We start from the raw sequence: 12,752 nt of genomic DNA on the forward strand, positions 1-12,752 counted from the left end.
GGCGTCACCTCAATTGTTCCAGAATTGGAATGCGGCAATGCGAGGACTGGTATGATTGGAGTCATCTTATGGAGTGATGAATCCCTGAACAAAGCCGTTATTTGGTGCGATGATCAGGGTGACCTGGCTTTTTACACTAAAAAGCCAGGGGAAGACTTCCAGGAACTGAATCCGGGCGATTGGGTTGAGTTTGAACTAACTTTGAGCGGCAATTGCAGGATTGCGGAAAATCTCGCGGTATTGCTGGAACAGGGCAGCCCGGGCCTGGCAGATCGGCTGTGCGCGGCAGCGGAACGCGGCGCCGAAACGGCGGCGGCAGGGCAGGATATAGGAATCGTGGTGCCCTTTCCGCAGCATTCCGTAAAAAAGCGGCGCGTTGCGGCGCCGCTTCATGTAGGCCGGGGCTGAGACTGCCGGCCCGTGCGCGGGCCGGCTGCAGGGTCAAATTCCACGCAGCAGCGCAGCGACACCGGTGCGGGCAATCTCGGACAGGCCAAGCGGACGCATCAGATCGGCAAAGGCGTCGATCTTTTCCGGCGCGCCGGTGATCTCGAAAACAAAGCTGTTCAGCGTGCTGTCAACCACATTGGCACGGAAGATATCCGCCAGCCGCAGCGCCTCGACGCGTTTTTCGCCTTCACCGGCGACCTTGAGGATCGCCAGCTCGCGCTCTACGGCCACGCCTTCGACGGTCAGGTCATGCACGTCGCGCACCGAAACGATCCGGCCCAGCTGGGCCTTGATCTGTTCAATCACCTGCGGGGTGCCGGTGGTGACGATGGTGATGCGCGATAGATGGCCGGTATGATCAACTTCGGCCACGGTCAGGCTTTCAATGTTGTAACCGCGGCCCGAGAACAGCCCGATGACACGGGCGAGAACACCGGGTTCGTTTTCCACCAGAACCGCAATTGTGTGCCGCTCCTGCACATCCGAAAACGTCGGGCGCAGGTTATAGGCGGAATGGCGGGTGGAGCCTTTTTTAATATGCAGGGCAGACATGTCGTGCCTTTCTCTCGTATGTCGCTGCCAGGAAAATTCGAATTTTCCTGGCAAATTTCTTCGAAGAAATTTGCGGCGCTGCCGCGTTACACCAGCACTGCGCCGCCGGCCTGGATAACGCCTTGCGTATCGGCCTCGCCCAGCAGCATCTCATTATGCGCCTTGCCTGACGGGATCATCGGGAAGCAGTTCTCGTGCTTTTCCACCAGGCAATCAAAGATCACCGGCCCGTCGAATTCGATCATTTCCATGATCGCATCATCCAGGTCCTTGGGATCGCTGACACAGATGCCCTTGGCGCCGAAAGCCTCGGCGAGTTTCACAAAATCGGGCAGCGATTCCGACCAGCTGTGCGAGTAGCGCTCGCCGTGCAGCAGTTCCTGCCACTGGCGCACCATGCCCAGGCGCTCGTTGTTGAGGATGAATTGTTTCACCGGCAGGCGGAACTGCATCGCGGTGCCCATCTCCTGCATGTTCATCAGCCAGGAGGCTTCGCCCGCGACGTTGATCACCAGCGCGTCCGGATGCGCCATCTGGGCGCCGATCGAGGCCGGAAAACCATAACCCATGGTGCCAAGCCCGCCCGAGGTCATCCAGCGGTTCGGATCCTCGAAATTCAGGTATTGCGCCGCCCACATCTGGTGCTGACCGACCTCGGTGGTGATGTAGCGGTCATGGCCCTTGGTCAGCTCTTCCAGGCGCTGCAGCGCATATTGCGGTTTGATGGTCTTTTCCGAATTCCTGAAGTCCAGGCAGTTCACCGCGCGCCATTCGTCGATCTGTTTGTGCCATTTGGCCAGCGCCTCGCGGTTCACCTTGCGGCCGCGCGACTTCCAGACCTTCAGGATGTCTTCCAGAACATGCGCCACATCGCCCACGATCGGGATATCGACCCGGATCACCTTGTTGATCGAGGAGGGGTCGATATCGATATGCGCCTTCTTCGAGTTCGGGCTGAAGGCGTCGATCTTGCCGGTAATGCGGTCGTCAAAGCGGGCGCCGATATTGATCATCAGATCACAGCCGTGCATCGCCATGTTGGCCTCATACAGCCCGTGCATCCCCAGCATTCCCAGCCAGTTTTTGCCCGAGGCCGGATAGGCGCCCAGCCCCATCAGGGTTGAGGTCACCGGGATGCCGGTACCGTCCACCAGTTCGCGCAGCAATTGGCTGGCGGCATTGCCGGAGTTGATCACGCCGCCGCCGGTATAGAACACTGGGCGTTCAGCGGTCTCAAGGGCTGCAACCAGTTCAGTGATCTCCTCCATGTCGCCTTTGACTTGCGGCTGATAATGGGAGGCGGCGGGTTTAGGCCCGTTATAAGTGCCGTTTGCAAACTGCACGTCTTTGGGAATGTCGACCAGAACCGGACCGGGACGGCCCGAGGTGGCGACATGAAAGGCTTCGTGCAGGGTGCCGGCCAGCGCATCGGTGTCCTTGACCAGCCAGTTGTGCTTGGTGCAAGGGCGGGTGATGCCGACGGTATCGGCTTCCTGAAAGGCGTCCGAGCCGATCATGAAGGTCGGCACCTGGCCGGTCAGAACCACCAGCGGGATGGAATCAAGCAAGGCGTCCGTCAAGCCGGTCACCGCATTGGTGGCACCGGGGCCCGAGGTCACCAGCACAACGCCGGGTTTGCCGGTGGAGCGGGCATAGCCCTCGGCGGCGTGCACCGCGCCCTGTTCGTGGCGCACCAGCACGTGGCGGATGTCGTTTTGCAGAAAGATCTCGTCATAGATCGGCAGCACGGCGCCGCCTGGGTATCCGAAGACTACATCCACACCCTGATCCTTCAGGGCTTGGACAACCATCTTTGCGCCGGTCATTTCACGTGTCATCTGCTTTTTGCTCCAATTGGCGGCATCGTCCGTTACGCATAAAAAAAGCCCCCGATTTCAAGTCGGAGGCGCATGGGTTCGATTATGGTTTACCGTTACCGGCCCATGCGCTTGGTTCCTACGATTACGACTAGGGTGGTCACGGCCACAGGCTCCTTCTTGCGTTGCGGGCGACATTATGGGCGCTGGACAGGGGCGTCAACCGCCAAAGGTATCAAAAAAGCGCTGTGCGGGGACATTTTCTTGCTTGAGGCCTGGGTGCAGCGACATTTCCGCGAAGGCAGAGGGGCGCAGTGATGCGGAATCGTTCAAAACCGGCACGCCGGTGTCCCGTTTTTGCAAGATCAGCAGATTTTCCGCGGGCAGGCTTAACTCAAAAGAGCGCACAGGGAAGGATGCGAAAATGGTTCAACTTTCTGATCTGGTCGATTTGGGGCGTTATCCGATCGACCGGCCCGGCTCCGAAGCTTTTGCGCGGCTGATTGCGGATCTGCAGCGCGATCTGGGGGCGGATGGCTGTGCGGTGCTGCCGGGATTTGTGCATCAGGACGGTATTGCCATGCTGGCTGCTGAAGCCGATGCGGTGGCGGAGAACGGCCACAAATCTTTCAGCCGCACCAATGCCTATTTCTCCAAAGACGACCCGGCGCTGCCGGAAACCCACCCGGTGCGCCAATTTTATGACCGCTCCAACGCCTTTATTCCGGCGGATAACTTCGGTGCGGACAGCCCGCTGCGCGCCATTTATGAGTTTTCCGGTTTCATGCCCTTCATCCGCACCGCTCTGGGGGAGCCAGAGGACCGGTTTTTCCGCTATGACGATCCGCTGGCCGATGTGATCATCAACATGGTCGAGGAGGGGCAGGGCTTTCCCTGGCATTTCGACACCAACAATTACACGGTGACACTGGCGATCCAAAACGGCGAGGCGGGCGGCGATTTCGAATATGCTCCGATGCTGCGCACCCCAGCGGATGAGAATTATGACGGCGTGGCGCGGGTGCTGGCGGGCGGTTCGCCGCTGGTGCGCAAACTGGTGCTGCAGCCCGGAGACTTGCAGATTTTCCGCGGCCGCTATTCGCTGCACCGGGTCGCCCCTGTCGAGGGTCCGCGCAGGCGCTTTGTCGGTATCTTCTCCTTTGTCGAAAAGGAAGGCATGTGCGGCGGGGTTGAGCGCACCAAGCAGCTTTATGGCCGGGTACTGCCGCGGCATTACGAACGTGAAGGCCTGCGCGCTGACGCGTTGCGGGATTGATTGCTGCTTGACCCTTTGGCGGCAAGGGCACCTTGAACCCATGGGGATCCGCAGTTTGAGCGCGATTGGCAGCCGCCCGTTCCGCACAGACATGGTTCCGCTCCAATACGCCAAGCGTTTCTAAGGGCGGCTGCAGCAGAATTTCAAGGATCAGCGGCGGTTCCGCCATCGGCAGGAGCGGGAACGGGCAAGCCTTCCGGCAAGTGCGGTCGCGGTCTTTTCCAGGGCAGCAACCCGCATGAGACCGGCACCACGCGGTTCAGCGGCATCGCCATCCTGCAAGACGTTCTGAAGGCTTCCTGCACCACACGTCGGCCATTATTAACGGCGCTTCGGACCTTCACCACATGGCGGAGACCGTCACCCGGCCGGGGCAGTTTGATGCCGCGCTGGAACGCGCATTGGGCCGCACCGGCGGATATGCGCAAGTTACGACCTGGAACTTCCGGGACAATTGCCTGCAGATCGGCGCGTCGGATCTTGAACAGAAGATCTGGGAAATCTATGCCCAGACAGGTTTCCCGCAGCGGCGGTTTTTATCCAGGTGATCCGGCAATGGGCCGATGCCGGGCGCCCTGGGGGAGGGCACCCGGCCAGCCGGGCACAACATTGTTGCAGCAATGCCGAGGATTACTCCGTCAGCGCGTTGTGCCCGAAATAGAGGAACTCCTTATCCATCCCCTGAACATCCGCGGCGGCCAGCGACAGCGACGCATTGTCCAGCATCTTAAAGCTTTTCTGATCCTTCACCCAGGCATCCGCCGGTTGCAGGGTCGACAGCGTATAGGTCGTGGTCTCCGACAAGTAGTGGGTGGGGATCACCACCTTGGGCTGGATCCGCTCAACCAGTGCATTGGCTTGGGCATAGGACAGGATGTGTTCGGAGCCATCCACTGGCAGGGTCAGCACATCAATCCGGCCAATGGCATCCCAGAACCCGTCTGCCGGGTCAGGCCGGTTGTCGCCCCAGATCAGCGTGCGGATGCCGCCGGTTTCCACCACGTAGGTCACCATATCCATATGGCCCGGGTTATTGGGCGGGCAGGCCTCAACCCCGAATTCGGCCAGCGCATCAGTCCACGGATACCAGCCCGGCGCCACGCAGGCGTGTTTGTCGGCGTAGCCGGTGATCTTCATGTCGGCGAACTCGAATGTGCCTACCATCCGGTCCAGCACCATGGTTGATTGCGGCCGGTCAATGGCGTCGTGATCAAAATGGGTGTGGGTGGACATGGTGATGTCAACCAGTGTCTCCGGGAATTTCTGCTTGAACCACAGCCCCCACGCGCCCGACGGATCATCGCGCCACGGGTCGAACAGGATCGAGGTGCCGCCGGGTGAGGTGATCTTAAAGGCGCAATGGCCGTAGAAATCGATTTTGACCTCGCCATCGGTGAATGACCCTGCGTTCTGCAGGTCGATCACATGGTTGTTGTTGCCGGGCTGCAGCCAGTCGGTGGATTGCGCCTGGGCGCTGGTACTGCCCAGAAGGCTGGCGGCAGTGCCCACACCTGCGGCACCTGCCGCCGCAAAGAAACTGCGCCGCGACAGCCCCGGTGCCAGATCATCTTTGCGCCCGTCCAGCCTCACCGGATCGAGGTTTTTCCTTTGCTCATCCATTGGTTCTGTCTCCCTGGTGTTTTCCGGCCGCCGCATTGGTGCAGCGATGCAATCAGGCTAGACAGGGTTGGACGTCAGGGGTGCCCCGGAAGAATATGGGGTAAATATGGGGGGCGGCCCCATAACAAGCGGCCGGAGGCCTGTGGCGGGTCTTTGCTGCGGGGAAATCCGGGCCTTGGCGCCATCTCCGGATTCTGGCAGCTTGTCAGGAAACAAGTCCGGCGCAACCGGGCTGTAAAACAAACATCGGAACGGGCAGCAGCATGGATATCACACGGCGTCATTTTGGATTTGGTCTTGCGGCTTTCGGACTGACCGCCTGCAGCAGTACGGTGCCGTCTGGCAGCGGCTCCAGCGGCGCAACCGGCCTGCCCGCAGACCTGCGCCCGGCGCCCAATGCGGGCTATGATGCCTGGGTTGCTGCCTTTCGCATCCGGGCAGAAGCGCGCGGCATTTCCCAATCTACCCTGCGCGCAGCGTTCCGCGGTGCGGGCTACCTGCCCGGCGTTGTCAAACGCGACCGCAACCAGACCGAATTCAAGCGCACGCTGGAGGATTACCTTTCTATCGCCGTTTCGGACGAGCGCCTGTCCAAAGGCCGCGCCGCCTTTGCCCGGCATCAGTCCACCTTGCGGGCGCTGGAGCGCGCTTACGGCGTTGATGCGGAAATCATCTGCGCAATCTGGGGGCTGGAGAGTTTTTACGGTGAGCGCCGCGGCAATGTGCCGGTGATCTCGGCCACGTCAACGCTGGCCTATGACGGACGCCGCGGAGCGTTCTTTGAAAAACAGCTGATTGCAGCGCTGAAGATCCTGCAAAACGGCGATACCACGCCTGCGCGGATGACCGGCAGCTGGGCTGGCGCGATGGGGCATACCCAGTTCATCCCGACATCTTATCAGGCCTTTGCGGTTGATTTCACTGGTGACGGACGCCGCGACATCTGGTCCGAGGATCCCAGCGACGCGCTGGCCTCCACCGCGGCCTATCTGCAGCGCAATGGCTGGACCCGCGGGCAGAAATGGGGCGGCGAGGCCGGGGCGCCGGGAACCCCCGCAGGCCGAACCCTGCAGCCGCAGGCGGGCGGACCGAAGTTCCTGGTCACTGGAAACTTTAATGCGATCAAGCGCTACAACAACTCGGATTCCTATGCGATCGGGGTGGGCCATCTGGCTGACCGTATCGCAGGCGGGGGCCCGCTGCGCGCCAGTTTCCCGCCGGACCGATACGGGCTGACCAAGGATGACCGCATCCTGCTGCAAAAACGCCTGACGGCCAAAGGGTTCGATACCGGCGGCGCCGACGGTGTGCTGGGACCGAAAAGCCGTGCTGCCATCAGCGGCTTTCAGTCCAGCCGCGGATTGCCCGCAACAGGTGATCCGTCGCAGGCGCTGCTCAGCCGCCTCAGATAACCGGGCTACCCGGCAGAATTCAGCGCGATCAGGTGCTGGCGCAGGTTCTCGCGCCGGCTGAGGCCCAGCTTCTGGCGGATGTTGTTGCGGTGAAAGTCGATGGTGCTGGTCTCGCGGCCCAGGGTGGCCGCGATCTCCTTGGTGGTGCGGCCCATCATGATCAGCTGCATGATCTCAGTCTCCGCAGGTGTCAGTTGCTCCAGCGTTTCCGCCAGCTTGGAGGACAGGCTTGAGGTGATGTTCTTCAGATTATCCTCGACCATCTGCAAATAGGCGCTTTGCAACTCCCGGTCCGCATCCAGATGCCGCAGCTTGGCCACATAGGGCAGCACCATGCCCTTAATCTGCTGCTCGATCTGCTGCTCACTCTCTTGGCGCGAGGCCTCCACATTGTCGATCAGCACCCGCAATGCGGTATTGGCATCCTCCAATGCTTTGGTGCGGCGTTTGATGGTGTCTTCGCGCGCCCGCACGGTCTCACGCAGCTCGGCCTGGGCCTGTTTGCGCTGGGCGACCTCCAGCAGCAGCGCCAGATCGCCCTCGACCACCCGGCAGAATTCCTGCAGGCCTTTGCGGAACATCAGGGCGCGTTTGTTGCGGCGGGTGTCGAGCACGCAGATGGTGCCGTAAACCTCGCCGTCCGGCCATTTGATCGGATAGCCGATGTAGAAGGACATGGCGTGCTCCATGTCCTCGTTGTCCTGCCAGCGGGGATCGCATCGGGCGTCCTCAACCACCAGTTCGCCGTCGGTCTCAAACACGCCGAAACAATAGAGTTTTTCATTCAGGTGGTACTTGCGGCCGGGGTAATAGGGATTGTTTTCCGCCGCGTTCGAGACTTTGACCCGGTGATCCAGATCCACGGTTGCCATGATCAATGCGGCGGGCACATCGGTCAGCTCGGCCACCAGATCCACCACCCGCTGCCATTTGGCCTGGGTTTCAGGTGTGATCGGGGGTTTGTCCGTCGTCATAGCGCGTCTCCTTAGCCCGGGAGGCTAGGGCAGGGGCGGCACATCACAAAGGCAAAATTGCGGGAGAGGATCAGAACCCGGCCCCGGTCCCCTGCAGCACGCCATGCTCCAGCGCGTATCGCGTCAAGCCGGCGGTGGAGGAAATGCCCAGCTTGCGTTTGATGTTCTTGCGGTGCGTCTCAACGGTTCTGACCGAGATATCAAGCGCTTGGGCGACTTCCTTGTTGGACTTCCCCTGTGCCAGCTCCAGCAGGATGGTCTGTTCCCGGCCCGTGAGCGCTTCGCGGCTGTCGCCGCCCTTGGGCTTCAGCGAACCCGCGGCCCCGGTGCAAAGATAGGTCTGCCCCTTCATCACCGCATCAACGGCCTGTTTGATCTCTTCTGTGGGCACATCCTTGAGCACATACCCCATGGCGCCATGGCTGAGCGCGGTGGAGATATATTCGGCGCTGTCATGCATCGACAGGATCAGGATGCGGGTGCCGGGGTGTTGTTCCAGAATGATCTCGGTCGCGCTCAGCCCGCCAAGATTGGGCATGTTCAGATCCATCAGCACCACATCCGGCGCCAAAGTGCCCATCTGTTCCACCGCGTCGCGCCCGTCAGTCAATGAGCCGACGACCTCGATATCATCATAGCTTTCCAGGATCGACTGGATGCCCTCGGCGACCATCGGGTGGTCATCCACGATCAGAACTTTCACAGGATCAGCCATCATCCCCCACAAGGCAGCTTTCCATCAATTGAGAGGCCCGCAAGCCGCCGCTCCTCCCCAGGTCTACGGCAATTGCACAGGCGTGCCCTCTTCACCCGGCGGCAGCAGATGGCTCAGAGGCAGGCTTGCCTCAATCACCGTGCCGCTTTGGGTGCCTCGTGATGACAGAATGCGCAAGGCCCCGTCAAGCTGCTCAATCCGTTCTTGCATGTTGCGCAGGCCAATGCCCGGCCCGCTGCGCGCATCGCGCGGCGGCAATCCGCGGCCATTGTCGGTGATCCGCATGGTGGCGCCTTTGGTGTGGCCGCGCAGGTCGATGCTGACCCTGCTGGCTTCGGCATGGCGTTCGATATTGGTCAGCGCTTCCTGCGCAATCCGGTACAGCGCGATCTTGGCATCCTGATCCAGCCGGTTGCGGAACACCACAGTGGAAAATTCTGTCTCAATGCCGGTACGGGCGGCAAAATCATCCGTCAACGCCTTCAGCGCCGGGCCAAGGCCCAGATCGTCCAGCACACCGGGACGCAGGTCGCGGCTGATACGGCGCACTTCGGTGATTGCAGTCAGCAGGTTATCGGCGCCTTTCTCCAACGGTGCCGCAGCACCGTCGCTGTCACCGCGGGACAGCCGCCGGCGGGTGTTGTCCAGCGCATAGCGCACCCCGACCAAAAGCTGGCTGATGCCGTCATGCAGCTCCCGCGCCACCCGGCCGCGCTCTTCTTCCTGGGCATCGAACACCCGCTGGGTCAACTCCTTCAGCTTGGCATCCGCCAGCCGCCGCTCACGCAGGTTCAGGAACATGCCGGAAGCAAAGACCAGCACCAGAGAAACCAGAGTGATACCGCCGATATAGAAGAATGTACGCTGCACCCGGGCCTCAACCTCGGCCCGCGACGCGGCAACCGAAGCCAGCACATCGTCAATGAATACGCCGGTGCCGATCGCCCACTGCCAATCCTGCAGCCCCAGCACATAGGCGATCATCTGCGCCTCTTCCCCGGTTGAGGGCTTCTCCCAGGTGAAGCTGTGCCAGCCCGCACCGATCCGGGCCAGGCGGATGAATTCATCCACCACCGGCACCCCGGTGCTGTCGGTCAGCCCAGCCCAATTGCGGTTGATAAATTCAGTCTGCCGCGGGCTGACCAGATTGGTGCCGTCGTAGTCGTAGACAAAAAAGAACCCGTCCTTGCCGTAGATCATCGCGCTGAGGATCTGGGTGACCCGCTCTTTGGCTTCGGCATCATCGGGGGCGGCCAGCCCGTAGATATGGGCGAAGCCATTGCGCGCCTGGGTCACGTAATTGCGCAGCTCGGCCTTCTTGGCCTCCAGCAGCTGCAGTTCCAGCGCTTGAATTTCACGTTCGGCCAGGCTGCGCGACTGATAGCCCACCAGCACAGCAATCGCGGTGCCCGCCACAATCAGCGGCAGGGTCATCAACAGCGACAGCTTCTGCGCATAGGTGGGGCGCAGAATGGATTGGAACAGGCGCATCAGCAGGGCCCCCGGAATTGGTCAGATTCTTGTACCGAATCATTTTGCAGCCGCCCAGAGGAATCACATGGGCAGGAGGTATTTGCTCTTAGGGCGGGAGTGGTCCCCTGGGGATTCGCGCCGGGAATGCAGGAACTTTCCAGCGAATGCCCTCAAAAACGTGCCGTTCTACGCAGTACTAGGTATTCACATAAAATTCATCGCCGCTAGGCTGGCCGCACTCGAACCGATCCGCCCGGGGGGACCTTCCGGGCAATCCGAAGAATAAATGGGAGGAATAATTAATGGATCGCCGTTCTTTTTTGAGAACTTCCGCGCTGGGCGGGACTGCCGCAGCAGCCGGCACGCTGGCTGCACCGGCCTATGCCCAGGGCAAGCGCACCCTGACCATGGTCACCACCTGGGGCCGCGGCCTGGCGGGTGTGCATGATTCCGCGCAGTATGTTGCCGACGCCATCACCGCCATGTCCGGTGGCGACCTGACCGTTGAGGTGAAAGCCGCAGGCGAGCTGGTCGGCGCGTTCGAAGTGTTCGACGCCGTGACCGCAGGCCAGGCCGACATGTACCATGGTGCCGACTATTATTTCACCGGCCAGCACCCGGGCTACGCTTATTTCACCGCCGTGCCCTTTGGCATGACCCCGCAGGAACTGACCAACTGGTACTACCACGGCGAAGGCCATGCGCTGCATGACGAGCTGGGCCAGATTTTCGGCCTCAAGTCCTTCATCGGCGGCAACACCGGCCCGCAGGCCGGCGGCTGGTACAACAAGGAAATCAAAGGCCCCGAAGATTTCAACGGCCTGAAATTCCGGATGCCGGGCCTGGGCGGCAAGGCGCTGGGCAAACTGGGCGCCTCGGTGCAGAACATCCCCGGTTCCGAAGTCTATCAGGCGCTGTCCTCCGGCGCGATCGACGGCACCGAGTGGATCGGTCCTTGGGCGGACGAGAAGGCCGGCTTCCAGGAAATCACCAAGACCTACTACACCGCAGGTTTCCACGAGCCGGGCGCGGCGCTGTCGGTTGCCACCAACCGCGATGTGTTCGAAGGCCTGTCGCCTGCGCACCAGAAGGTCATTGAAATGGCGTCCGCCGCCGGCCACCAGTGGAGCCTGGCGCAGTTCATGAACAACAACGGTGCGGCGCTGCAGCGCCTGCAGTCCGGCGGCGTTAAAACCCTGGAGTTCCCGGACAGCGTCTGGGATGCCTTCGGGTCCGCCACCAAGGACACCCTTGACGAGTTCATGGGCGACGAATTGTTTGCAAAAATCCGCAGCAGCGTCGAAGCCTCGATGAAGGCCTCCTCGGGCTGGATCACCAAATCCGAAGGCGCCTACCGCGTTCAGCGCGACCGCGTCCTGGGCTAATCTGCCTGAAAGGCATCAATCGGATCCTCCGCCGCCGCGCGGGGGATCCACATGCAGTTGCTGAAACTGCGGGACGGCCGGCAGACGCCGCGCGCCCAACCCGCTAGCGGCAGCTTCGCAGCAATCTTCCCGGGGGAAACATGCAGGAAGAGAGTGGCATCACCTTCTTTGGCGCAATCTGGGGCGGGCTTGTCTGGCTGATCCAGAACATCGCCGGCGCCTTTTACAATTTCGGCTACGCCGTCACCCATCCGCAGCTGTGGCTTGACTGGTCCGACAAGGCCTCGGTCATGCGCTTTGTCTACTACGGCGGCTCGGTCGAGTTTTTCTTTGTCGTATTCACCGCCTTCCTGGTGCTGACCGCTATCGGCCTGTACTTTCGCAATGTCATGTGGGGCATGGTGCGCGGGCTGGAAGGGCTGGCCAACACCGTGGGCCGCTTCTTTGCCTGGGCCGGCCTTTTGATGGTCTTGCAACAGATCATCATTGTCTTCATGCAGCGCGTGTTTGCCCGGCCTGATATCAGTTTCGGCTTTGGCATCCCGTTTTCGCAGGACATCAGCTGGTTTGCTGAAGAACTGAAGCTTTACAATGCCTTGGTTGTCTGTCTTTGCGTGACTTACACATTTGTGCAGGGCGGCCATGTGCGGGTGGACCTGATCTATTCCGGCATTAGTTTCCGCGCCAAGCGGGTGGTCGACATGCTCGGCTCGCTTTTGTTCATGATGCCCACGGCAGTGCTGACCTGGATGTACGGCTGGTTCTTCCTGTGGCGCCACCTGATCGTGCCGAAACCCTCGGCCTCGGACAGCCTGGACCGGCTGGTGATGAAATCCCGCGCCCTGCGCTGGAATGTGGAGACCATCGGGTTCAGCCCCAACGGGTTCAATGCCTACTTCCTGTTCAAGATCCTGCTGGTGCTGTTTGCGGGCCTCGTGTTCCTGCACGCCATTGCCTTCTTCTACCGCTCTTATCTTGAGTTCGTCGAAGGCCGAGGCAGCGAAAACAAATACCTCGACAAGGACAGCCTTGGAGAGGGTGAAGAAGCCTACGAAGGCACGCACTAAAGGGACGTCAG

12 protein-coding genes are annotated in these 12,752 nt (G+C 61.0%); 6 read left to right on the forward strand and 6 right to left on the reverse strand.

Annotation, left to right across the window (positions count from 1 at the left end; all coding sequences use genetic code 11):
- Nucleotides 1–51: 51 nt before the first annotated feature.
- Nucleotides 52–408 (forward strand): hypothetical protein, encoded by a 357-nt coding sequence (locus ETW24_RS07685; protein WP_129370478.1) that lies wholly within the window; start codon nucleotides 52–54, stop codon nucleotides 406–408.
- 33 nt (nucleotides 409–441) lie between these two features.
- On the opposite strand, the gene ilvN is transcribed toward ETW24_RS07685, so the two are convergent.
- Complete coding sequence (ilvN, locus tag ETW24_RS07690; protein ID WP_129370479.1) at nucleotides 442–1,002, reverse strand: acetolactate synthase small subunit; 561 nt, start codon at nucleotides 1,000–1,002, stop codon at nucleotides 442–444.
- Nucleotides 1,003–1,088: 86 nt separating this feature from the next.
- Complete coding sequence (locus ETW24_RS07695) at nucleotides 1,089–2,840, reverse strand: acetolactate synthase 3 large subunit (RefSeq protein ID WP_129370480.1); 1,752 nt, start codon at nucleotides 2,838–2,840, stop codon at nucleotides 1,089–1,091.
- 403 nt (nucleotides 2,841–3,243) lie between these two features.
- Here ETW24_RS07695 and ETW24_RS07700 point away from each other — a divergent pair, with 403 nt between their 5' ends.
- Entirely contained in the window at nucleotides 3,244–4,095 is an 852-nt protein-coding gene (locus ETW24_RS07700; RefSeq protein WP_129370481.1) for a HalD/BesD family halogenase, read from the forward strand.
- A 347-nt stretch (nucleotides 4,096–4,442) separates the two neighbouring features.
- Nucleotides 4,443–4,643, forward strand: a complete 201-nt coding sequence (locus ETW24_RS07705; RefSeq protein ID WP_129370482.1) for a hypothetical protein — start codon at nucleotides 4,443–4,445, stop codon at nucleotides 4,641–4,643.
- 82 nt (nucleotides 4,644–4,725) lie between these two features.
- Here the strand turns inward: ETW24_RS07705 and ETW24_RS07710 are convergent, their stop codons facing one another.
- Complete coding sequence (locus ETW24_RS07710; RefSeq protein ID WP_129370483.1) at nucleotides 4,726–5,715, reverse strand: MBL fold metallo-hydrolase; 990 nt, start codon at nucleotides 5,713–5,715, stop codon at nucleotides 4,726–4,728.
- 263 nt (nucleotides 5,716–5,978) lie between these two features.
- Here ETW24_RS07710 and ETW24_RS07715 point away from each other — a divergent pair, with 263 nt between their 5' ends.
- Complete coding sequence (locus ETW24_RS07715) at nucleotides 5,979–7,127, forward strand: lytic murein transglycosylase (protein ID WP_129370484.1); 1,149 nt, start codon at nucleotides 5,979–5,981, stop codon at nucleotides 7,125–7,127.
- A 5-nt stretch (nucleotides 7,128–7,132) separates the two neighbouring features.
- On the opposite strand, the gene ETW24_RS07720 is transcribed toward ETW24_RS07715, so the two are convergent.
- From ETW24_RS07720 to ETW24_RS07730, 3 genes are all read right to left on the reverse strand, one after another.
- Nucleotides 7,133–8,101 (reverse strand): LuxR C-terminal-related transcriptional regulator, encoded by a 969-nt coding sequence (locus ETW24_RS07720; protein WP_129370485.1) that lies wholly within the window; start codon nucleotides 8,099–8,101, stop codon nucleotides 7,133–7,135.
- Nucleotides 8,102–8,171: 70 nt separating this feature from the next.
- Nucleotides 8,172–8,816, reverse strand: coding sequence for a response regulator transcription factor (locus ETW24_RS07725; protein ID WP_129370486.1), 645 nt, complete (start codon nucleotides 8,814–8,816; stop codon nucleotides 8,172–8,174).
- Between the two features lie 63 nt (nucleotides 8,817–8,879).
- A complete protein-coding gene (locus ETW24_RS07730) occupies nucleotides 8,880–10,307 on the reverse strand; it encodes a cache domain-containing protein (protein WP_129370487.1) in 1,428 nt (475 codons plus the stop codon).
- 284 nt (nucleotides 10,308–10,591) lie between these two features.
- On the opposite strand from ETW24_RS07730, the gene ETW24_RS07735 reads away from it, so the two are divergent.
- Together ETW24_RS07735 and ETW24_RS07740 are read left to right on the forward strand one after the other, a co-directional pair.
- Complete coding sequence (locus tag ETW24_RS07735; RefSeq protein WP_129370488.1) at nucleotides 10,592–11,674, forward strand: TRAP transporter substrate-binding protein; 1,083 nt, start codon at nucleotides 10,592–10,594, stop codon at nucleotides 11,672–11,674.
- Nucleotides 11,675–11,814: 140 nt separating this feature from the next.
- Nucleotides 11,815–12,741 carry a TRAP transporter small permease subunit gene (locus ETW24_RS07740; RefSeq protein WP_129370489.1) on the forward strand — a complete coding sequence of 309 codons (927 nt, stop codon included), beginning with the start codon at nucleotides 11,815–11,817 and terminating at the stop codon, nucleotides 12,739–12,741.
- Nucleotides 12,742–12,752: the final 11 nt, after the last annotated feature.

The organism is Leisingera sp. NJS204 (assembly GCF_004123675.1).
Classification (GTDB): Bacteria; Pseudomonadota; Alphaproteobacteria; order Rhodobacterales; family Rhodobacteraceae; genus Leisingera.